This window comes from Pseudomonas fluorescens (genome assembly GCF_900636825.1).
Taxonomy (GTDB): domain Bacteria; phylum Pseudomonadota; class Gammaproteobacteria; order Pseudomonadales; family Pseudomonadaceae; genus Aquipseudomonas; species Aquipseudomonas fluorescens_BG.
On the sequence record NZ_LR134318.1, the window covers coordinates 540,870 to 563,214 of the forward strand.

Sequence of the window (22,345 nt, forward strand, 5' to 3'; positions counted from 1 at the left end):
TAAAGATCAAAAGATCGCAGCCTGCGGCAGCTCCTACAGAGAGATGTTCAGCCATCGGGTGCAGAATCAAGCCTGCTGGCGATAACGGTAAACACAACAACAAATGTCCCTCTGAGATAACACCCTTGAGCATTCAACCCAGCACCTATTCTCCCGACCTCGCCGTGCCCGCCGACAAGCGTGTATTCGGCGGTCGTGATCTGTTTTCCCTGTGGTTCTCCCTCGGCATCGGCCTGATGGTTCTGCAGACCGGCGCATTGCTCGCGCCCGGTCTGGGCCTGTCCGGTTCGCTGCTGGCGATTTTCCTCGGCACGCTGGTGGGCGTGCTGTTGCTGGCCGCCGTTGGCGTGATCGGCAGTGACACCGGCCTGTCATCGATGGCCGCGCTGAAACTCAGTCTCGGCAATAAAGGCGCGAGCCTGCCGGCGTTGCTCAACCTGTTGCAACTGATCGGTTGGGGCTCGTTCGAAATCATCGTCATGCGCGATGCCGCCAGCCTGCTCGGCACCCGTGCGTTCAGCGAAGGTTCGCTGTGGTCGAGTCCGATGTTGTGGACGCTGTTTTTCGGCGCGTTGGCGACGTTGCTTGCGGTCAGTGGGCCACTGACCTTCGTGCGGCAGATTCTGCGCAAGTGGGGTATCTGGCTGTTGCTGGCGGCATGCCTGTGGCTGACCTGGAATCTGTTCGCCAAAGCTGATCTCGCCGCGCTGTGGGCGCGTGCCGGTGACGGTTCGATGCCGTTCGCCGTGGGCTTCGACATCGCTATCGCCATGCCGCTGTCATGGCTACCGCTGATCGCCGACTATTCGCGTTTCGGCAAACGCGCGAAGAACGTATTTGGCGGTACGGCGGTGGGTTTCTTTATCGGTAACTTTTGGCTGATGAGCCTCGGCGTTGCCTACACCCTGGCGTTTGCACCAAGCGGCGAAGTTAACGCGCTGCTGCTGGCTCTGGCTGGCGCCGGTCTGGGCATTCCGCTGTTGCTGATTCTGTTGGATGAGTCGGAAAACGCCTTCGCCGACATTCACTCGGCTGCGGTTTCGAGCGGGATTCTGTTGCGCCTGAAAGTCGAGCATCTGGCCTTGGCCATCGGCGTGATCTGCACGCTGATCGCCCTGCTGGCGCCGTTGGCGCAGTACCAGAATTTCCTTTTGCTCATCGGCTCGGTATTTGCGCCGCTGTTCGGCGTGGTGCTGGTGGATCACTTCATTCTGCGCAAGCGCCGTGCCCAGGTCGCGTCAGCCGCTTTGCGTTGGCCGGCATTGCTGGCATGGCTGGGTGGCGTGAGTACTTACCATCTGCTGGCGAATCTGTATCCGGAGATTGGCGCCACCCTGCCGGCGCTGGTGCTGGCAGGGCTGCTGCAGCTAGTGCTGGGTCGGGCCTTCAGTTACGGCCGGGAAACAGCTCAGGCTTGAGGATGCCGTTCAGGCGCGGGTAAGGAATCTTCAGTTCGACGTGGCCCAGCGCGTAAGGCGCGATGGTGCTCACGTCGTACTTGAGGATCACGCCGCCATAGGTCAGTGCCACGTTCGGAGTTTTCACGAACGGCCAGTTCGCCACGAACTCAGGCTCCTGATCGAGCTTGGTGCTGATCAACCAACTGTTATGCGCCACTTGCGCGGCTTTCCAGAACGCCTCTTCCTGACCTGGCAGCAACATGTCGGACAGGTTCAGCACTTTATGCTGCTGGCGCGAATAGTTGATGAAACCGCGACCCGGGGTGCCATGGGCGCCGCCGGTATCGAGGTAGCTCGAAACTTCGATGATCACCAGGCCGTCATGCTGCTCGCGTACTTTCGCTTGCAGGTAAGTGCTGTTGCGCGGGCCGGCGCTGGCCAGAAACTGCTCGCGATACGCCGCCAGGGTCGGCGCAACCGAGGCGTTCTTCTCGGTGCGGGTCATTTGCAGCAGACGTTTTTCAATGATGCCGTCCAGTGCTGGCTCGTCCGGGAAGCGCAAGGTGTCGATGTTCACCAGCGGGCAGTCCGGATTGGAACAGCCTGGCTTGAGCTGTTCGGAGGCGTCGCGGGTGGTTTCCAGCGGGGTGCGATAGTTGGGCTGGAACAGGCTGGCACAAGCCCCCAGGGTCAGGGCGATAGCGGCCACGGAGGCAATTTTGAAAAGCGACATGGGCGTCCTTTCGAAAGCAGGGGAAGGCAAAAAGTTACCGCTTCGACTCTCAACAAAGCAGTCAGTTCGCCACTAAGCTAATTAGAGTGGGTTTCGCCTTCACCGTCCATCCCGCTGACGGTAAAGGGGCTGCATCAAACGGTGCGGGCGCGTTAGGATGGCGCGAAGTCGAGGTTGCCGGTCACAGCGGCCGGCCTCGTAACGGATTTGCAGTAAAGAGGATGCTCATGACTGATTTTGCCAACGCCATTCCGACCGCTGTCGATATCGTGCGGCGCGAAAACTGCTACGAAGGCTTTTACAAGCTCGACCGTGTGCACCTGCGCCATGAACTGTTCGCCGGTGGCATGAGCCGTGAGATCAACCGTGAAGTGTTCGTGCGCCACGACGCCGTGTGCGTATTGCCCTACGATCCGCAGCGCGACGAAGTGGTGCTGATCGAGCAGTTCCGGGTCGGCGCCATGGGCAAGACCGATAATCCGTGGCTGGTCGAACTGGTCGCCGGTCTGATCGACAAGGATGAACAACCGGAAGAAGTTGCTCACCGCGAAGCGCAGGAGGAAGCTGGGCTGGACATCAAGGCGTTGTGGCCGATGACCAAATATTTTCCGTCGCCGGGCGGCAGCAACGAGTTCGTGCATTTGTATCTGGGGCGTTGCAGCACGGACGGTGTGGGTGGCCTGCATGGGCTGGAAGAAGAGGCAGAAGACATTCGCGTGACGGTCTGGGCATTCGAAGATGCCTTGCAGGCGGTCCGCGACGGACGTATTGCCAACGCGGCGAGCATCATCGCCTTGCAGTGGCTGGCGCTCAATCGCGCCGAAGTGAGGGGGCTATGGTCGTAAACAAGCTGCGCGATCGTTATCGGGTTGATCTCGTCGGGCTGCAAGCCGCCTGCGAGGCCAATTATGCGCGCCTGATGCGACTGGTGCCGGACATGCGCAACGAGCCCGAGGCCCGGCGCATCGCCGTGACCCAGGGTGAGCAGATGCTCGGCGTGCTCGCCCTCGAAGTGCTGCTAACCTGTCCGTACACCACGACGCTGCAAGTGCGTCAGGAACACAGCCTGCCATGGCTGCCGGTGCCGCAGCTGGAAGTGCAGGTCTATCACGACGCGCGCATGGCCGAAGTGATCAGCGCTGAACATGCGCGACGCTTTCGCGGCATCTATCCTTATCCGAACGCCGCGATGCACCAACCCGATGAAAAGGCTCAGCTCAACCTGTTCCTCGGCGAATGGCTGAGTCATTGCCTGGCGTTGGGGCACGAGTACGAAGTCGTTCGCTAGTTGTGAACTGCGTCCGGTTCGGCGGTTTCCCCTTGACCTGATCCCCAGCATAATTGCCGCACCCATCGATTGCGTGGCTTAGCCCCGGGAGAGCGCCTTGCCGAGCGTATCCACATTGACCACCGCCGACCCGGCGCTGCTGGTGCAGTTGTCCGACAGCCACCTGTTCGCCGAAGCGGACGGAAAACTGCTGGGCATGCAGACCCGCGAAAGCCTGCAGAAAGTTATCGATCTGGTGCTGGCGCAACAGCCGCAGATCGATCTGCTGTTGGCCACCGGCGATATTTCCCAGGACGGCACGCTGGAGTCCTACCAGCAGTTTCGCCAGCTGAGCGCGCAAATCGATGCGCCGGCGCGCTGGATTCCCGGTAATCACGACGAGCCGCAGATCATGGCCATCGCCGCCGTGCAAAGCGCCTTGCTGGAACCGGTGGTGGACATCGGCAACTGGCGGGTGACGCTGCTCGATTCGGCAGTGCCGGGTTCGGTGCCGGGCTATTTGCAGGACGATCAGCTGCAATTGCTCGCTCGCTCATTGAGCGAAGCGCCGGAGCGCCATCATCTGGTGTGTTTCCATCATCATCCGGTGTCGATCGGTTGCGCGTGGATGGAACCGATCGGTTTGCGCAATCCCGAGGCGTTTTTCGAAGTGCTGGATCGTTTTCCCCAGGTTCGCGCGGTGTTGTGGGGACATGTGCATCAGGAGATTGATCGCATGCGTAATGGCGTGCGCTTGATGGCTTCGCCTTCGACGTGCATCCAGTTCGAGCCGGGGAGCGCTGATTTCAAGGTCGGCGATCAGGCGCCGGGGTATCGCTGGTTGCGGCTGTTGCCGGACGGAGGGCTGGAAACCGGGGTGGAGCGAGTCACCGGTTTCCAATTCACCGTCGACTACGGTTCCAACGGCTATTGATAATCCCTGTAGGAGCTGCCGAAGGCTCGGGCCGCGTTCGGACGATCTTTTGAGCTTAAAAACAGAATCAAAAGATCGCAGCCTTCGGCAGCTCCTACAGGATGCAGGCAGGCATCATTTGTATGGCCCCTCCGGCCCTGACTCCCTGTAAACTCCGCTATCTTTCGCCGACGCCCAGGGAGCTCAAATGTCCGGTTCGATCCTCTATATCCACGGTTTCAACAGCGCTCCGGCTTCCAAAAAGGCCTGTCAGCTGGTCGCGGTCATGGAGCGGCTGGGATTGAGCGAGCAATTGCGCGTGCCGGCGCTGCATCATCATCCGCGCGAAGCCATCGGTCAGCTCGAACAGGCAATCGCCGAGCTGGGCTGCCCGCTGCTGGTGGGAAGCTCCCTCGGCGGCTACTATGCGACTCACCTGGCTGAGCGCCATGGCCTGAAAGCACTGCTGGTCAATCCGGCGGTCAGCCCGCACCGGATGTTCGACGGCTATCTGGGCCCGCAGAAAAATCTGTATACCGACGAAACCTGGGACTTGACCCACGACCATGTCACGGCGCTGGCCTCACTGGAGGTGCCGCCGCCGCAGGATCCGCAGCGTTATCAGGTCTGGTTGCAAACCGGCGATGAAACACTGGATTATCGCCTCGCCCAACAGTATTACCGCGCCTGTGCCTTGCGCATTCAGGCCGGCGGCGACCACAGTTTCCAGGGTTTCGCCGGGCAATTGCCGGCGCTGTTGAGTTTCGCCGGCATTGGCGCCGATTTGTATCAGGCAGTCGATTTCACCGCGCTGTGAAGTCCTGCCCCTATTTCATGAATGACTGACGACGAGACCCTATGGCCACTCCCAGCGCTAGCTCTTATAACGCCGACGCCATCGAAGTCCTCTCGGGCCTCGACCCGGTGCGCAAACGCCCCGGCATGTACACCGACACCAGTCGGCCGAACCACCTCGCCCAGGAAGTTATCGACAACAGCGTCGACGAAGCTCTGGCCGGCCACGCCAAATCGGTGCAAGTCATCCTGCACGCCGACCATTCGCTGGAAGTCAGCGACGACGGCCGTGGCATGCCGGTCGACATCCACCCGGAAGAGGGCGTGTCGGGTGTCGAACTGATCCTCACCAAGCTCCATGCGGGCGGCAAGTTTTCCAACAAGAACTACCAGTTCTCCGGCGGTCTGCACGGTGTGGGTATTTCCGTGGTCAACGCGCTGTCGACCGAAGTGCGCGTGCGCGTAAAGCGTGACGGCAACGAATACCAGATGACCTTCAAGGACGGCTACAAGGCCACCGAGCTGGAAGTCGTCGGCACCGTCGGCAAGCGCAACACCGGCACCAGCGTGTACTTCGCGCCGGATCCGAAATATTTCGATTCGCCGAAATTTTCCATCAGCCGCCTCAAGCACGTGCTCAAGGCCAAGGCTGTGTTGTGCCCGGGCCTGCTGGTCAGCTTCGAAGACAAAGGCACCGGCGAGAAAGTCGAGTGGCATTACGAAGACGGCCTGCGCTCGTACCTGGTCGATGCGGTCAGCGAATTCGAGCGCCTGCCGAACGAGCCGTTCTGCGGCGCCTTCGCCGGGAATAAAGAGGCGGTCGATTGGGCTCTGCTGTGGCTGCCGGAAGGTGGCGACGCGGTGCAGGAAAGCTACGTCAACCTGATCCCGACGGCGCAGGGTGGCACCCACGTCAACGGTTTGCGTCAGGGCCTGCTTGATGCCATGCGCGAGTTCTGCGAATTCCGCAGCCTGCTGCCGCGCGGCGTGAAGCTGGCACCGGAAGACGTCTGGGAGCGCATCGCTTTCGTCCTGTCGATGAAAATGCAGGAACCGCAATTCTCCGGCCAGACCAAAGAGCGTCTGTCATCGCGTGAAGCGGCGGCGTTCGTTTCCGGTGTGGTCAAGGATGCGTTCAGCCTGTGGCTCAATGCCAACCCGGAAACTGGGCTGGCCCTGGCCGAACTGGCGATTAACAACGCCGGTCGTCGTCTGAAGGCGAGCAAGAAGGTCGAGCGCAAACGCGTCACCCAGGGGCCGGCGTTGCCCGGCAAACTGGCTGACTGCGCCGGGCAGGACCCGATGCGTTCCGAGCTGTTCCTGGTCGAAGGTGATTCCGCCGGCGGTTCGGCCAAGCAGGCGCGGGACAAGGAATTCCAGGCAATCCTGCCGTTGCGCGGCAAAATCCTCAACACTTGGGAAGTCGACGGCAGCGAAGTGCTCGCCAGCCAGGAAGTGCACAACATCGCCGTGGCCATCGGCGTCGATCCGGGCGCGGCGGACATGAGCCAGCTGCGCTACGGCAAGATCTGCATTCTCGCCGACGCCGACTCCGACGGTCTGCACATTGCTACGCTGCTGTGCGCGTTGTTCGTCCAGCATTTCCGCCCGCTGGTGGATGCCGGTCACGTCTACGTCGCCATGCCGCCGCTGTACCGCATCGACTTGGGCAAGGAAATTTACTACGCCCTCGACGAAGCCGAGCGCGATGGCATTCTCGACCGTCTGGTGGCCGAAAAGAAACGCGGCAAACCACAAGTCACCCGATTCAAAGGCTTGGGCGAAATGAACCCGCCGCAATTGCGCGAAACCACCATGGACCCGAACACCCGGCGTCTGGTGCAACTGACGCTGGGCGACAGCTACGCCGAAACTTCGGAAATGATGGACATGCTGCTGGCGAAGAAACGCGCTGGCGACCGCAAGAGCTGGCTCGAATCCAAAGGCAACCTCGCCGAGGTGCTGGCCTGATGCGGTTTGGCTGGGCCTTGGCGGGTGCGTTACTCCTCAGCTGCGGTTCGGCGCTGGCCGAAGCGCCGCAGGAACTGCGCGTGCTTTCCGAGCATCCCGTCGAGGGCATGCGCGGCGGCAACCTGTCGGGGCTGGCCATGTGCGGCAGCGAGTTATGGACCGTATCGGACCGCGACGACGATCAGATCTACCAGCTCAATACCTCCGATCAGGTCTGGCAGGCCGAAGCCGTGCACCTCGACGTCCCCCCGGTGCCCGAGACCGGTTTGCCGTGGGGCTTGCGTTCGCGCAACTGGGCCGCGTCGTTCGTGCGCGGAGGCGATCTGGATTTCGAGGGCATCAGCTGTGACAGCGCTGGCAATCGCTACATCGTCAGCGAGGGCCATGCGGCGGTATTGCAGGTGCCCGTCATCGGCCCGGTCAACTGGCTGAAGATTTCCCCGATGATGGTTCGCGAAGCTCGGGCCAGCGGCATGCTCCAACATTTCAATGCGATATTCGAGGGCCTGGCGATCAATCCGGCGGGCGACCGGATGTGGCTTGCGGCCGAACGGCAGAGCCGCGGCTTGCTGCAGATCAAGCGCCTGCAGACGGTGTGGGACTGCGACGGTCGCTGCGTGCTGGTCACTGAAGGCGGCAAAGAGATGCAACCGCCGCAGTTTCCCCGCGCGAAAGCGGTCGATCGCGACTTTTCCGATATTTCATTGTTCAAAGGCAAGCTGTTTACGCTGGAACGCAATGCTTTTCGGATTTGCCGCCGCGACGCGCAGACAGCCGCGGTCGAGCATTGCTGGTCGTACGCCGCCGAACTGCTGCAGGCCAACCGCCGTTACTCGCAGAACTACGGTCTGGAAGAAGCCCTGATCATCGACGCTGAAGGCGCGTGGGTCGGCGTCGACAACAATTTTGGCCCGCGTGCCGATGGCGAGTCGCGCCCGGTAGTCTGGCGCTTCGCCGCGCCTGACGGTGGCTGGAGCGCCAAGCCGTGAGCCAGCAACCACCGGGCAAGCGCGCCGGTCGAGTGCTGATGATTCTGGCTTGGTGCGCGGCGTTGTTTCTGGCCACACGGTTCTTCGGCCAGTGGGAACAGCGCCAGCAGAACCCGAACATTGTCGTGACGTCGGAGCAGGGCGAAGGCTTTATCGAAGTGAAACTGGCGAGCAATGCCCAAGGGCATTTTGTCGCCAGCGGTCAGATCAACGGTGAGCCGGTGGAGTTCATGCTCGACACCGGCGCCACCGACGTGGCAATCCCGGCGGATCTGGCCAAGCGTTTGAAACTTGAAGAAGGCTTCGGCGTGACCCTGAGCACGGCCAACGGCCTGAGCCAGGGCTATCGAACGAAAATTGCCCGCCTGCAACTGGGCGACATCGTGCTGCGGGACGTCCGCGCATTGGTGGCGCCGGGGTTGCATGGCGATCAGGTGCTGCTCGGCATGAGCGCCCTGAACAAACTTGAATTTACTCAGCGCGGCGGCACCATGCTGCTGCGCCAGACAACGAACCGATGAGGCCCGCATGAGCGACATCCTTGCAGACAGCTTAGACGGCGTAGAACGCCGCTCGCTGGCTGACTTCACCGAAAGTGCCTACCTCAATTATTCCATGTACGTGATCATGGACCGTGCCTTGCCGCATATCGGCGACGGCTTGAAACCGGTACAGCGTCGTATCATTTACGCGATGAGCGAGTTGGGGCTGGACGCCGACTCCAAGCACAAGAAATCGGCGCGTACCGTCGGCGACGTGCTCGGCAAGTTCCACCCGCACGGCGACTCGGCGTGTTACGAAGCGATGGTGCTGATGGCCCAGCCGTTCAGCTACCGCTACACGCTGGTCGACGGTCAGGGCAACTGGGGTGCGCCGGACGATCCGAAGTCCTTCGCCGCCATGCGTTACACCGAAGCGCGGCTGTCGCGTTATTCCGAAGTGCTGCTCAGCGAACTCGGTCAGGGCACTGCCGATTGGGGGCCGAACTTCGACGGCACTCTGCAGGAGCCGCTGGTATTGCCGGCGCGCCTGCCGAACATTCTGCTCAACGGCACCACCGGTATCGCCGTAGGCATGGCAACCGACGTACCGCCGCACAACCTGCGCGAAGTCGCCACCGCCTGCGTGCGTTTGCTCGATGAGCCGAAAGCCACGGTCGAACAGCTTTGTGAGCATATTCAGGGCCCGGATTACCCGACCGAAGCGGAAATCATCACGCCGCGTGCCGACCTGCTGAAAATGTATGAAACCGGCAAGGGCTCGGTGCGCATGCGTGCGGTGTACCACGTCGAGGACGGCGATATCGTCGTCACCGCGCTGCCGCACCAGGTGTCCGGCGCCAAGGTGCTGGAGCAGATCGCCGCGCTGATGCAGGCGAAACCGTCGAAAGCCCCGCAAATTGCCGATCTGCGTGACGAATCCGATCACGAAAACCCGTGCCGCATCGTGATCATCCCGGTCAACAGCCGTGTCGATCACGAAGCGTTGATGCAGCATCTGTTCGCCAGTACCGAGCTGGAGTCGACCTATCGGGTCAACGTCAACATCATCGGTCTGGACGGCAAGCCGCAGCTGAAAAACCTGCGTGCGCTGCTGGTCGAATGGCTGGAATTCCGCGTGCTGACCGTGCGTCGCCGCCTGCAATTCCGCCTCGACAAGGTCGAGCGTCGCCTGCACCTGTTGGACGGTTTGCTGATCGCCTACCTCAACCTGGATGAAGTGATCCACATCATCCGTACCGAGGAACACCCGAAAGCCAAGCTGATCGAGCGTTTCGCCCTCAGCGAGATTCAGGCCGACTACATTCTCGACACCCGTCTGCGTCAGTTGGCGCGGCTGGAAGAGATGAAGCTGCGCGACGAGCAGGATGAATTGCTCAAGGAGCAAGCCAAGCTGCAAGCGCTGCTGGGCAGCGAAGCCAAACTGAAAAAACTGGTGCGTACCGAGCTGATCAAAGACGCCGAAACCTATGGCGATGACCGCCGTTCGCCAATCGTCGAACGTGCCGAAGCCAAAGCGCTGACCGAACACGATCTGCTGCCGAACGAGAAAGTGACCGTCGTATTGTCGGAAAAGGGCTGGATTCGCTCGGCCAAAGGTCACGATATCGACGCCACGGGCCTGTCTTACAAGGCCGGTGATGGCTTCAAGACCTCGGCGGCGGGGCGCTCCAATCAATCTGCCGTGGTGATCGATTCCACGGGCCGCAGCTATTCGGTGCCCGCGCATACGTTGCCATCGGCTCGTGGCCAGGGCGAGCCGTTGACCGGCCGTCTGACACCGCCGCCAGGGGCTTCGTTCGAATGCGTGCTGATGCCCGAAGACGATGCGCTGTACGTCATTGCCTCCGATGCCGGTTACGGTTTCGTGGTCAAAGGCGAAGACTTGCAAGCCAAGAACAAGGCCGGCAAGGCGTTGTTGAGCCTGCCGAACAACGCCAAGGTTATCGCGCCGCGCCCAGTGACTGATCGCGATAAGGATTTGCTTGCCGCGGTGACCAGCGAGGGGCGTATGCTGGTGTTCAATATCAGCGATCTGCCGCAATTGGCGAAGGGCAAGGGCAACAAGATCATCGGTGTTCCGGGTGATCGTGTCGCCAGCCGGGAAGAGTTTGTCACCGATATCGCTGTGATTCCTGCGGGTGCCACGTTGATCCTGCAAGCGGGTAAACGTCCATACAAACTGAAGGCCGAAGACCTCGAACACTACAAAGGTGAACGTGGACGCCGCGGGAATAAACTCCCAAGGGGCTTTCAGCGGGTCGATGCGCTGCTCGTCGAAAACCTCAATTAGGCGTCCTAGAGCGTCCGATCTACGATTTAACGCGTAGATCGACGCTTTGGCGCTGGAGTCGGAACGCATATTCACGGATGATATGGCCTTTCAAGCGCCGGCGTGGCCGAGCGTTCTTCATATTTATTGAGTATTTTCACTGTGGTCAGCCTTGTGGCGGCCACTTGGACGGGACGATGACTGCTCTGCGCCTTCCTCTTATTTTGTTGCTCGCCGGTGTTCTTGGTCTGGCGGGTTGCAGCGTTCACCAACCGGTGTCGCTGTATCAGCTGGACAGCGGAAGTCCGGTTCAGCCTGCGCAAAGCGCGGGTATGGCGGTTTTGCTGGGGCCGGTGGTCGTGGCGGATTACCTGCAACGCGAAACACTGCTGCAACGTCAACCGGACGGCAGCCTGCAAGCGGCGACCGATGGTCGTTGGGCGGGCAGCCTTTCGTCGGATATCGATCAGCTGCTGATGCGTCAGGTAGCCGGTCATCTGGACAGTCAGCGAGTGGTGCTGGCGCCTGCCACGACCGGGTTCACCCCGGATGTGCAGGTATTGCTGACGATCACTCGGCTGGACTCCGGTGCCAAGCAGCCAGCGATCCTCGACGCGCAGTGGCGCTTGATCGATCGCCGGGGCAAGGTGCGCGACAACCGCATCATTCATCTGCAGGAATTGCACGCCGGTAGCACAGCTTCGCAGGTGCAGGCGCAGGGAATCCTGTTGCAGCGACTGGCCGAGCAACTCTCGGTCGCGCTCAAGCCGCTGGCCAATCAGCCGCCGGTCGCTGACGCACCGCGTAAAGCCGCACCGAAACCGGCAGCACCGGCGGCGGAGGCCGAGAAACAGCCGAAGATTCCCATGGCCTCGCCGATTCGTACGGACATGGAAGTGTTCCGCTTCTAAGCCTGATTCGAGTCAGGACAGAGCCCGCCTTGTGTGGGCTTTGTTGTATCTGGAGACGGTGTAGAAGATCAAAAGCCCCTCACCCCAGCCCTCTCCCGTAGCGAGAGGGAGCTGACCGAGGTGTCTGGCGTCTTACATCGACCTGAGAGATCTTGGCGATTATGGATTCACAGCCAAACGTTCATGTCGGTGCAACGCTGGAATATCCCCCGATCAGTCCCCTCTCCCTCAGGCAGAGGGCTAGGGTGAGGGCTTTTTCAGGATTAACACGGTTCCAATAACGCCGCGCACAAAAAAGCCCGCAGACAATCACTTGTCTGCGGGCCTATCCTTAGCCGCGAAAGGATCGCAGCCTTCGGCAGCTTCTACACTTTAAGCCCGGCGCTCATGCATCCGTGCCAGTTGCCGTTCCAGCATCGACGGATAAGGCTCCATCAACCGCTCGACGCAGCAAGCGCCCTCAGGGCTGGCGATCGGCCTGATCCGCGCACGCTGGCGGATGAGCGCGTCATCACTGATCTTGCGCTCGACCAGCAGCAGATTGCGGCTGTGTTGCGACAAGGCCAACGCATCCTGCGCAGAATCGGTCAGCAACAGATCAATCTGGCTCAGGCCAAACAATTCATCGCCCAAAGTCAGGCCCAGCTGCAATTGCAGGGTGATGCCACTGTCCGCCACTTCAATCTGCAACTGATGGCCCAGTGCCCGCAGCAGCTCGCCGCAGCAGATGGCATTGGTCAGGTAGTCGTCGCCGCAGTCTTCGGTGTGGAACAGCAGCAACGTGCTGCCGTCATTCAGCGTTTCGATTTCACCCTGATACAGCGAAGCGGCCTGCTCGAGGCAGTCGCGATAGCGGTCCTGCAATTCTTCCAGGCGCGCACGTGGCAAGCGGCGCAATTGCTCCTGCGAACCGAGTTGAACGGCCAGCACGGCAGTGTGCTGCGGCACGCTTGGGGTCGGTTTGCGAACCAGCGGCTGTACTGCACCGTCGAGCGATTCATCGCGCAGGTCGGCAAAGGCGTCATCGTCGTCGTCATCTTCGACGGTGCTGACCAGGTGGCGCGGTGCAGGTTTCTGCGCGGCCATCGGGCGGGTTTCGTCGAAGCTCGGGTCGCGCAGATTACGCACCTCGAATTCCCGCTCGTCTTCGTCTTCGAACTCAGGTTCCAGCTCTGGCTCCGGCTCTGGCGCAGGTTCCGGGGCGTAATTGGCGTGCAGCTGCCGCGCCAGATCGCCGATCTCATCCTGACGATCGATGCCCGGTGTGTGCTCGTCGATCCGCCGCAGCCACACGCGCAATTGCAGCAACGGCGTCGACAGATGACGGCCGATGCGCAGGCTCAGGGCCAGCGACAGCGCCAGCAGAATCCCGCTGAGAATGCCCATGCTTTGCAGGCTGATGGTCATCGGTTGCTGGAACTGATCCATGTCCAGGCTGATGCGCAGTTGCCCGGCGGTCACGTCCTGGAAGGTGATCTTGCTCTCGTACATGCCTTCGGCTTCGCCCAACAGGCTGTGCTTGGGCCGCTGACCGGACTCGGCGAGGATGCGGTTATCCACGCTGTAGATCGCCGCATGGGCGACCAGTTTGTTCTTGGTCAGGTTGTTGAGCAGCACGTTAAGGCTGAGGATGTCGTTGGACACCAACAGCTCGGTGGCCGAGGTTGCGGTCTGCGTGGTCAGGCTTTCGCCCAGCGCATCGGCCTGCTGGTGCATGGCCTGCTTGAATTGCAAACCCATCACGCCGGCATAGATCACCAGGGCCAGGGCGACCAGGATCACGTTATGGCTGGCAATGCGCAATGCAATCGGTACACGGCGGTGACGCAGTGCACGGAAGATCAGCAGGAAGAAGTTATCGGTTTTAACTGGCGTGGGCCGGTTCACTTGAGCTCGGCTCTTTGTCCGTGAAGTTGACGCGCAGTATAGCGACAGGCCCAAGAGGGGCAAAGCGCTGGCGGTGCCCGATGGTCACTGAAAGTGGGTAGAATGCGGTTTTTTTCCAGTTGCGGGGGTGCGCGTTGCGCGAAATCGTCCTGATTAACATCACGGGAGTCGACCGTCCGGGTCTGACGGCGGCCATCACCGGGGTTCTGGCACAAGGTGGTGTGAACATTCTCGACATCGGTCAGGCGGTGATCCACGACACCCTGTCGTTCGGCATCCTGGTTGAAATTCCCGATTCCGAACAGGGCAAGTCTGTGCTCAAGGACATCCTGTTCAAAGGCTATGAGCTGGATCAGCAAGTGCGCTTCACGCCGGTGTCCGAAGAGGATTACCAGCAATGGGTGGGCAATCAGGGCAAAAAACGTCACATCGTCACGCTGCTGACACGCAAAGTCACCGCCGGCCAATTGCAGGCCGTCAGTTCGATCACTGCCAAATATGGCCTGAACATCGACCACATTGATCGTCTGTCGGGGCGTATGCCGCTCGACACGCCGGCCGACAAGGGCAAGGGCTGCATCGAGTTTTCCGTGCGTGGCGAAGCGGCCGATCCGCAGGCGTTGCGGGCCGAATTCCTGAGCGTTGCGCAGGAACTGAACGTCGATATCGCCTTCCAGGAAGATTCGCTGTTCCGCCGCAATCGGCGTCTCGCGGTATTTGACATGGACTCGACGCTGATCGAAGCGGAAGTCATTGATGAACTGGCGAAAGCGGCCGGGGTTGGCGAGCTGGTTTCGGCAATCACCGAGCGAGCGATGTCTGGCGAGCTGGATTTCCGCGCCAGTTTCAAGGAACGCCTGGCGCTGCTCAAAGGCCTCGACGTCAGCGTGCTGGATTCGATCGGCGCCTCGCTGCGTCTGACCGAGGGTGCGGAAACCTTGTTCGCCGAACTCAAGCGTCTGGGCTACAAAACCGCGATTCTCTCCGGCGGTTTCACCTATTTCGCCAAGCAATTGCAGGCCAGACTCGGCATCGACTACGTGTTCGCCAACGAACTGGAAGTGGTCGACGGCAAGTGCACCGGTGTGGCCGTCGAGCCGATAGTCGATGCGCAGCGCAAGGCTGACTTGCTCAGGGAGCTGGCGCACAAGGAAGGCTTGCGTCTGGAGCAGACCATCGCGGTCGGCGATGGCGCGAACGATTTGCCGATGCTGGCCATTGCCGGTCTGGGCGTGGCATTCCGCGCCAAGCCGCTGGTCAAGCAATCGGCGAAGCAGGCGATCTCCACTCTAGGGCTGGATGGTGTGTTGTATCTGCTGGGTTTCCGGGATCGCGACGGGCAGTTGTAACCAAAAATCAAAAGATCGCAGCCTGCGGCAGCTCCTACATTGGGATATGCATTCCCCGTAGGAGCTGCCGCAGGCTGCGATCTTTTGCTTTAAAGCGATTTCCACAACGAATCAAAATCCTCTTCACCGCCGCCATTCCGTGCGGAGTCCAGCGAGCGATAGGCGAACTGGTTGAAGCTGTGCGTACTTGCCACCCGCCGATCCAGACCGGCGCGGTGCTCTTCGCCTTGAGTATTGATCAGCACCTTGCTGCCCTCCTGAAACGGCAGGCGCGGGGCAAGCACGGTGGCCGGCAAGTCGATCGCGCTGATTTCGGGCAACAGTAATCCACGCAAATACTGGCTGTGATCATCCCCTGAGCGCACCAGTTGCAAGCCGCACGGTTGGGCGTGGGGCGCGACCAGTTCGATGCCCATCTGCGTGCCGCTGCCGCGCACCTGACGAATCCAGCGAATCACCGCAATGCTCCAGCCGTTGCTCTCGCTGTCCTGAATGCCGAGCATCTCCCCGGCCTGCAATTCGGCCGGCACCTCGCTTGGCCAAGCCAGGCAATAACCGCCGGGGCTGTGGTTAATGACGGGCAAGGCATAGGTGGGATAGTTCGGTGGATTGTCAGCGCTTTCGTCTTCGCTCAATTGGTCGTACTGAATTTCCTCGTATGGCAGACGCTCATCGTTACTTTGCGGGGCGGCGTCGAATGCCTGGCTCCAGCTGTCGTTTTCCCCCTTGGCGACGATGCTGCTGAAATTCGCCGCACGCCCGCCCGGATATTTCAGCAGTTCGCTGAACGTGCGCCCACCGCCGAGGTAAAAGTGCAGGGCGCTCATGCCGACGCACACGGTCAACGTGCCCTGACCGGCATTGCGCTGAAAGCTGCGCTCGGCCGCTTGCCCCCAGGTCGCGTGCAGGTGTTGCAGAGTGTCGAGGCTGAGGCCCGCGGAGACTGGCAATGGCGTGGAGCCCGGCTGTTGCAGCAGGTGTGTTTCGAGCTGCTTGACCAGCGGTTGCGGGTCGAAACTCAGCAGGCCCCGTTGTTGCTCACTGCGAAACATCTTGCGGTAGCGCGGGCCGACATCAAGTTCCGGGCTGATCGCAAACAACCCCTCATCGCCATGGGACGGATGCAGGGTGAGCAGCGCGCTCCACGGCTCGATGACTTCGGCCAGCCGGGCGATCTGGCTCTGGCGCAATTGATTACAGCGGGAGCTGCCCAGCAGCAATGCGGCGATGTAAGTCTGTTCGATGCTCAGTTCACTGGTCAGAAACGCCAGGTCATCGCGGATCCGCCGCTGTTGCAACTGCAAGTCACAGGCGCTGCGATACAGCTGATGCAGTTCCAACCACAGGTGTTCGGGCGGTGAACTGTACAGCTGCGTGGCGCGCACCAGTTGCGCCTTGAGTGCATGAGCGGCACGCTGCAACGCCGTGCTGACCAGCGCGGCGCGATCCTTGCTGTATTTGGGGGTAATGCGCAGGACGATTTGCTTGTAGCCGACCGCCAGATGTCCCTGCAACGCTTGGCACAGATTGCTGACTTTGCGTGAGCGCTCATCGAGCATGATCGCCTGATGCAGAAAGTGCCGCTGCAAATGCTGGCAGACGAAATACACCTCGGGCCGCAACAGTTCAAGCAGTTGCAGGCGATTGTCGCTGGGCGTGAGCAAAAGATTCAGCTCGCCGAGGCCTTGATAGAGCAGGCGGGCGGTCTCGCCGATATTGGCCTTGGGCAGGCCGGCGATCCAGCGCTTGAGGTCGCGCGGGTTGGCGTCGCAAAACGACAGGCGCGGTTGCGTGGGAGTCGGAGCATGTAGCCTGGGAGAAAAGATGGTCTGGCTCATGCCAAAAACCATAGCAGCAAATAAACATGTTGGCATTCAACCTGTAGGAGCTGCCGCAGGCTGCGATCTTTTGATTTTTTTTATAAACAACATCAAAGATCGCAGCCTTCGGCAGCTCCTGCACGGTAGTTGCCGGCAGGGATCAGGCTTTCGGCAGAGCCAGGCCTTGGCCCATCTGCACTGGCGAGCCGGCTACCAACTCTTCGGCCCACTTCACTTGATCCGGGCCAAATAGCACGATCGCCGTCGAACCCAGCTTGAAGCGACCCAGTTCGGCGCCTTTTTCCAGATGGATCGGCGCGCGCGCAGCTTCGTCGTAGCGGAAGGTTTTCAGCTCGCGCTTCGGCGGCGTGACCAGCCCGGCCCAGACGGTTTCGATCGAGGCGACGATCATTGCGCCAACCAGCACCACGGCCATCGGCCCGCGTTCGGTATCGAAAATGCACGCCACGCGCTCGTTGCGGGCGAACAGTTCCGGAACGTTTTCAGCGGTGGTCTGATTCACCGAGAAAATCCGGCCAGGAATGTAGACCATTTCGCGCAGGGTGCCGGCCAGCGGCATGTGCACGCGATGGTAATCCTTCGGCGACAGGTAAATTGTGGCGAAATCGCCGCCCATGAACGGCGCGGCGTTGGCCGCATCACCACCGAGCAGTTCCAGCACGCTGAAACTGTGGCCCTTGGCCTGGAACACGCGACCGTGTTCGATCGGGCCGAGCTGGCTGACCGCACCGTCCGCCGGGCTGAGGATCGCGCCCGGGGTCTGGTCCAGCGGGCGCGCGCCGTCTTTCAGGGCGCGGGTGAAGAATGCATTGAAGTGCTCATAAGCGGTCAGGTCTTCGACCAATGCTTGCGACATGTCCACTTGATAACGCTTGGCGAACCACTGGGTGAAAGCATTCTTGAACCAACGCACGCGGCATTCGGCAACGCAGCCGGCCAGGCGCGACAGCAAGTGGTGCGGCAGCAGGTATTGGCTGAGGATAAACAGACGCTCTTTCATTAGTTGTCCTTAGAACCTTGAATCTCGACAGGCGTGTCGGGGTGGTTGCCCCATTCGCCCCAGGAACCGGCGTAGCCCTTGACCCGCGGATAACCGAGGGATTTGGCCACCAGATAAGTGAAGCCCGACCGGTGATGGGTCTGGCAGTGGGTAATGATTTCTTTGTCCTTGGTGATCCCGAGGTCTTCGAGGATCTGCGGCATGTCCGTGCGAATCCGCAAGTGACGCGCCTTGTCCATGCCGGCAGTCCATTCGAAATTGACCGCACCGGGAATGTGTCCGGCCTTGGCGGCAAGGACTTTTTCGCCGGAGTATTCCAGCGGCCCGCGCGCATCCCAGATCGCCAGATCGGCCGCACCGAGACGGCTTTGCAGATATTCGCGGGTCGCGGTCGGCTCGTCGTGCAGGGTCAACGCCACCGGGCCACCGACCATCGGTGGCACCTGGATCGACATCGGCATGCCCGCCGCCAGCCACGCCGGCAACCCGCCATCGACGTAGTGATACTTATCGTGCCCGATCACGTCGAGCAGCCAGATGAAGCGCCCGGCCCAGCCGCCGCCTTCGTCGTCATAAACCACGTAAACGGCATCCTTGCGATGGCCCAGCTCCCCGAACAGAGCTTCCAGATCAGCTTTTGCCGGCATCAGGCCCGGCGCCGGCGGCTGGCCGAGCTGGGTGCGTTTCGGGTCGACAAAACGTGCGCCGGGGAAGTGACCTTCGGCATACCGGGCAGAGCTGGTCAGGTCCACCAGAATCAGTTCCGGGGACTCGAGACGCGGGAGCAGGTCGCTCGGTTCGATGACGAGCGGCAAGCCAGAGAAGTCAGACATGCGAGGTCTCCAGAGCACAAAGGGGAGGATTGTAGCGCAGGCTCATTGGCCACGGCTGCTAAAGCTGTGCAGGGCTTTTTCGATGCACTGCGCGGTTTTGCCGAAGGCTTGCACGGTGATGTCGGCGAACGGCCCGCCGCCCTGATCAGCCACGACGATCATGATCACCCGGCCATTGTTGACCAGAGAGCGCAGGAACAGATGCTCACCACGAAACAGTGCGCGCAGGCCCGGCGGCAGCAGCGCGGAAAACTGCGCGTTGTTCTCCGGTGTGATCCGCACCTGTGCCTGCTGCGCAAGCAGACGCTGCAGGACTTTGCTTTGGCTGACGACAAAGCTCAGTGCGGTGGCGTCTTTCGCCAGGCCGGCGGTTTGATGCACGCGCAAAGTCGAATGGGTGCGGTCGGCCATCAGGATCATCACCCGGCGCATGCCGCTGGCGACCAAGGCATCGCGGGCGGCGACGGTCAGGCTCATGGCGTTGGTGAAGCGACTCGGCTCGGCGAGCAGTTCGGCACATTGCCGACGCCACTGGCCGAGGTCCTCGGCATTCGGTGCGGCGGCGGGCAGGGTCCTGGGGTGGGGGCGGCGGGTGCCCGACGGCCATAATAATGCAACGGCCGGGTGCCAGAGATCCGGCATTGCGTGATGGCGGGCGCTGTTGGCCGCCTGCTGGTGCAACTGCTGTTGCACCTCATCCATCGAGATTTGCAGATAAAGGCTGGTCAGGTATTGCCAGCGTTGGCTGTGCGGACTGTCCCATGCCTGCTGCGCCGACAGTGCCAGACCGTTAGCCAGCAACACGGTGTTGGCCGGCTGATTGAGCCAGCGGCGTAAGGTCGGGTCCTCATCGAGGCGGTTTTGCTGGCGCAGCGGGTGTTCGCTGTCGCGGGCGATGCGCAGCACTTGCACCAGTTCGCGCTGTTCGCTGAGCAGCAACTTGTAACCTTGCTTGACCCAGATCGGCAGGTGCCAGGCGTCGACCAGCGCTTCAGCGATTTTCAGCAGGCGCACGCCGAACAATTGTTTCTCGACGGTGCGCGCCGATTCGCCCTTGTGGATAACCCGCAATTCCCACTCTTCGAGCAAGGCCGGAAAGGTCAGCGCCAGCGGCCACAGCGGCGAAAGAAACAGCAGGCTGCCCCAATGGATGTCCTGCCACAGCCGCGCGAGGCGACTGGCGAAAAAGCCATTGGCCTGTTGCGTCGCGTGCTGGCTGATCATCTGCAACTGGCGCAGGGCCTTGGGGATTTGCATCAGCAGCTCGGCAGGCAGCCGGGCGAGCAATTCTTCGGTGCGCGCAAGGCCCAGACGATTGATCGCCACTTCTAGATTTTCCGCTGGCGCGGCCATCGTGCCGTGGGTGTGACGATTGGCCTCACGGATGATGCTCAAGGCCAGCGCCGGGCTGTCCTGCATCAGCTCGGCGATGTCGCGCAGCGAGCTGCGATTGTCGCGGATCGCCCGGCAGACTTTGTCGTGTGCCTCTTGCGGAACGGGCAATCGCACGCCATCGAGCAGCTTTACCCAGCCGTCGAGTGTGGTCGGTTTCGCGTGTGGGACGTTCGTTTCATTAGCCATGTCTGGAGGGGATCTTCACTGACTGTAGACGCGCCCGGCATGGGCTAAATTGGCTTTTCGCCTGAACTGGCTATAGTCTGGCGCAGTTTTGCCGATAAGTAGAAGAAGAGATTTTTTAACTTCCGAATATGACCTTGAACCCGACTCAGTAAGTACCTTCTACCTATGGCTAAAATTATCGGCATCATCGTCGTATTCGCGAGCGTGCTCGGCGGATACGTGCTCTCCCACGGCAAGATTGCCGCCCTGATCCAGCCCTTCGAGGTGATGATCATCGGCGGTGCGGCCCTTGGCGCATTCCTGCAGGCCAACCCTGGCTACATGACCATGCACGTGCTCAAGAAATCCCTGAGCATGTTCGGTTCGCGCTTCACCCACACCTTCTATCTGGAAGTGCTTGGGCTGATTTACGAGATTCTCAACAAAAGCCGTCGCGAAGGCATGATGGCGATTGAAGGCGATATCGAAGACGCTGCTGCGAGCCCGATCTTCGCCAAGTACCCGGCGGTACTCAAAGACGAGCGCATGACCGCGTTCGTCTGCGATTACCTGCGCATCATGTCGTCCGGCAACATGGCGCCGCACGAACTCGAAGGCCTGTTCGACATGGAGCTGTACAGCCTCAAGGAAGACCTCGAGCATCCGTCGCACGCCGTTAACGGCATTGCTGACGGCATGCCCGGTTTCGGTATCGTCGCGGCGGTACTCGGTATTGTTGTGACCATGGCCTCGCTGGGCGAAGGCGACCAGGCATCGATCGGTCTGCACGTCGGTGCGGCACTGGTGGGTACCTTCTTCGGTATTCTCGCGGCGTACGGCTTCTTCGGTCCGCTGGCGCATTCCCTGGCTCACGATGCCAAGGAAGAGCTGAACGTCTACGAAGCCATCAAGGCCTCGCTGGTTGCCTCTGCTTCCGGCATGCCGCCGTCGCTGGCGGTCGAGTTCGGTCGCAAGGTTCTGTATCCGGCCCACCGTCCAAGCTTTGCCGAGCTGGAACAAGCCGTTCGCGGTCGTTAAGTCATGGAAAATAATCAGCCGATTATCGTCAAGCGCGTCAAGCGCATTGCCGCCGGGCACCACGGCGGGGCGTGGAAAATCGCCTTCGCCGACTTCGCCACGGCAATGATGGCGTTCTTTCTGGTGCTGTGGCTGCTGTCCACCGCCACGCCGGAACAGAAGATCGCCATCGCCGGTTATTTCAAAGACCCGGTCGGCTTCTCCGAAAGCGGCACGCCGTACATCATCGACCTGGGCGGCACGCCGACCCTGGCGCCGGAGAACACCCTCAATCCGGAAGTGAAGTCGCAGCCGCAACCGGACAAGGTCACGGTTGACACCGAACAGGTTGAAGGCATGGCCGAGCAGGTCGAGAAAGAACGTCTCGAGTTGCTGCTGCAAGAATTGCAGAACAAGGTCGACGAGAACCCGCAGCTGCAGAAATTCAAGGATCAGATTCTCTTCGAAATCACGCCAAACGGCTTGCGCATCCAGATCATGGACGCCGAGAACCGGCCGATGTTCGACTCGGGCTCCGCGCGCCTGAAACCGTATTTCGAAGACATCCTGCTCGCCATGGCCGACACCATCAAAGCGGTGCCGAACAAGATCAGCATCAGCGGTCACACCGACGCCAAACCGTACATCGGCACGGGCGATTACGGTAACTGGGAGCTTTCGGCCAACCGCGCCAACGCTGCTCGGCGCGCGCTGGTCGCTGGCAGCTATCCGGACACGCAGGTCGCACGGGTGGTCGGTTACGCCTCTTCGGCTCTGTTCGATCGGGAAAAACCGTTCAACCCAGTCAACCGGCGGATCGACATCGTTGTGCTGACCAAGAAGGCCCAGGCCGCCATCGAAGGTGCGCAAGGTGCCGACGCGGCGAAACCGGCAGATCAGACGCAGGACGGCAGCGCTCCAGCCGCGCCGGTTGATCCGAACGCGCTGCCGGCGGACAAGCAACCGGTGCCGGCCCATGAGTTGCGTGAACGCTTGAATCTGTTTGAGGATGCGCCACCGAAGCCGGCCGAGCCGGGGAGTGCGGCGCCAGCTACTCCACCCGCCACGGCCCCGGCCCCCGCGCCGAAGCAGTGACCCACAAAAAAG

At 61.1% G+C, this 22,345-nt stretch carries 19 protein-coding genes; 13 read left to right on the forward strand and 6 right to left on the reverse strand.

The annotated features are described in order from the left end of the window. Positions 1-125: 125 nt before the first annotated feature. Positions 126-1,418: a putative hydroxymethylpyrimidine transporter CytX gene (gene cytX, locus EL257_RS02385; protein WP_126359492.1), complete on the forward strand. Its 1,293-nt coding sequence runs from the start codon at positions 126-128 to the stop codon at positions 1,416-1,418. Here the strand turns inward: cytX and EL257_RS02390 are convergent. Beyond that, positions 1,387-2,133: an RsiV family protein gene (locus EL257_RS02390; RefSeq protein ID WP_126359494.1), complete on the reverse strand. Its 747-nt coding sequence runs from the start codon at positions 2,131-2,133 to the stop codon at positions 1,387-1,389. The two genes, cytX and EL257_RS02390, sit on opposite strands and share 32 nt — an antisense overlap. Before the next feature lie 227 nt (positions 2,134-2,360). Between EL257_RS02390 and EL257_RS02395 the strand changes: the two genes are divergently transcribed. From EL257_RS02395 to EL257_RS02435, 9 genes are all read left to right on the forward strand, one after another. Next, positions 2,361-2,978, forward strand: a complete 618-nt coding sequence (locus EL257_RS02395; RefSeq protein WP_126359496.1) for an NUDIX domain-containing protein — start codon at positions 2,361-2,363, stop codon at positions 2,976-2,978. After that, positions 2,969-3,421, forward strand: coding sequence for a DUF1249 domain-containing protein (locus tag EL257_RS02400; protein ID WP_126359498.1), 453 nt, complete (start codon positions 2,969-2,971; stop codon positions 3,419-3,421). The genes EL257_RS02395 and EL257_RS02400 overlap by 10 nt, the downstream gene beginning before the upstream one ends. A gap of 97 nt (positions 3,422-3,518) precedes the next feature. Next, on the forward strand, positions 3,519-4,334 hold the full coding sequence (gene cpdA / locus EL257_RS02405; RefSeq protein WP_126359500.1) for a 3',5'-cyclic-AMP phosphodiesterase: 816 nt from the start codon (positions 3,519-3,521) through the stop codon (positions 4,332-4,334). 187 nt (positions 4,335-4,521) lie between these two features. Then, positions 4,522-5,130: a YqiA/YcfP family alpha/beta fold hydrolase gene (locus tag EL257_RS02410; RefSeq protein ID WP_126359502.1), complete on the forward strand. Its 609-nt coding sequence runs from the start codon at positions 4,522-4,524 to the stop codon at positions 5,128-5,130. 41 nt (positions 5,131-5,171) lie between these two features. Further along, the gene (parE, locus tag EL257_RS02415; protein WP_126359504.1) at positions 5,172-7,079 is read left to right on the forward strand and encodes a DNA topoisomerase IV subunit B; all 1,908 of its coding nucleotides are present in this window, start codon (positions 5,172-5,174) and stop codon (positions 7,077-7,079) included. Beyond that, the gene (locus tag EL257_RS02420; protein ID WP_126359506.1) at positions 7,079-8,068 is read left to right on the forward strand and encodes an esterase-like activity of phytase family protein; all 990 of its coding nucleotides are present in this window, start codon (positions 7,079-7,081) and stop codon (positions 8,066-8,068) included. Before parE ends, EL257_RS02420 begins: the two co-directional genes overlap by 1 nt. Beyond that, a complete protein-coding gene (locus EL257_RS02425) occupies positions 8,065-8,589 on the forward strand; it encodes a retropepsin-like aspartic protease family protein (protein ID WP_126359508.1) in 525 nt (174 codons plus the stop codon). The genes EL257_RS02420 and EL257_RS02425 overlap by 4 nt, the downstream gene beginning before the upstream one ends. Positions 8,590-8,596: 7 nt before the next feature. Beyond that, complete coding sequence (gene parC / locus EL257_RS02430) at positions 8,597-10,861, forward strand: DNA topoisomerase IV subunit A (protein ID WP_126359510.1); 2,265 nt, start codon at positions 8,597-8,599, stop codon at positions 10,859-10,861. Positions 10,862-11,037: 176 nt separating this feature from the next. Next, the gene (locus EL257_RS02435; protein ID WP_126359512.1) at positions 11,038-11,751 is read left to right on the forward strand and encodes a PqiC family protein; all 714 of its coding nucleotides are present in this window, start codon (positions 11,038-11,040) and stop codon (positions 11,749-11,751) included. A 372-nt stretch (positions 11,752-12,123) separates the two neighbouring features. Here EL257_RS02435 and EL257_RS02440 read toward each other — a convergent pair whose 3' ends face one another. Next, positions 12,124-13,638, reverse strand: a complete 1,515-nt coding sequence (locus EL257_RS02440) for an AhpA/YtjB family protein (protein ID WP_126359514.1) — start codon at positions 13,636-13,638, stop codon at positions 12,124-12,126. Between the two features lie 134 nt (positions 13,639-13,772). Between EL257_RS02440 and serB the strand changes: the two genes are divergently transcribed. Continuing rightward, positions 13,773-14,987, forward strand: coding sequence for a phosphoserine phosphatase SerB (serB, locus tag EL257_RS02445; protein ID WP_126359516.1), 1,215 nt, complete (start codon positions 13,773-13,775; stop codon positions 14,985-14,987). An 89-nt stretch (positions 14,988-15,076) separates the two neighbouring features. Here serB and EL257_RS02450 read toward each other — a convergent pair whose 3' ends face one another. The 4 genes from EL257_RS02450 to EL257_RS02465 all read right to left on the reverse strand — a co-directional run bounded on the left by EL257_RS02450 (position 15,077) and on the right by EL257_RS02465 (position 20,242). Continuing rightward, positions 15,077-16,825: a molecular chaperone gene (locus EL257_RS02450; RefSeq protein WP_126359518.1), complete on the reverse strand. Its 1,749-nt coding sequence runs from the start codon at positions 16,823-16,825 to the stop codon at positions 15,077-15,079. 142 nt (positions 16,826-16,967) lie between these two features. Beyond that, positions 16,968-17,828 (reverse strand): archaetidylserine decarboxylase, encoded by an 861-nt coding sequence (asd, locus tag EL257_RS02455; RefSeq protein ID WP_122661074.1) that lies wholly within the window; start codon positions 17,826-17,828, stop codon positions 16,968-16,970. Then, a complete protein-coding gene (rhdA, locus tag EL257_RS02460) occupies positions 17,828-18,661 on the reverse strand; it encodes a thiosulfate sulfurtransferase (protein WP_126359520.1) in 834 nt (277 codons plus the stop codon). Before rhdA ends, asd begins: the two co-directional genes overlap by 1 nt. Before the next feature lie 42 nt (positions 18,662-18,703). Further along, on the reverse strand, positions 18,704-20,242 hold the full coding sequence (locus tag EL257_RS02465; protein WP_126359522.1) for an HDOD domain-containing protein: 1,539 nt from the start codon (positions 20,240-20,242) through the stop codon (positions 18,704-18,706). 165 nt (positions 20,243-20,407) lie between these two features. Here EL257_RS02465 and motA point away from each other — a divergent pair, with 165 nt between their 5' ends. Both motA and motB read left to right on the forward strand, forming a co-directional pair. Then, entirely contained in the window at positions 20,408-21,259 is an 852-nt protein-coding gene (gene motA, locus EL257_RS02470; protein ID WP_024011357.1) for a flagellar motor stator protein MotA, read from the forward strand. A 3-nt stretch (positions 21,260-21,262) separates the two neighbouring features. Beyond that, positions 21,263-22,333: a flagellar motor protein MotB gene (motB, locus tag EL257_RS02475; RefSeq protein WP_126359524.1), complete on the forward strand. Its 1,071-nt coding sequence runs from the start codon at positions 21,263-21,265 to the stop codon at positions 22,331-22,333. Positions 22,334-22,345: the final 12 nt, after the last annotated feature.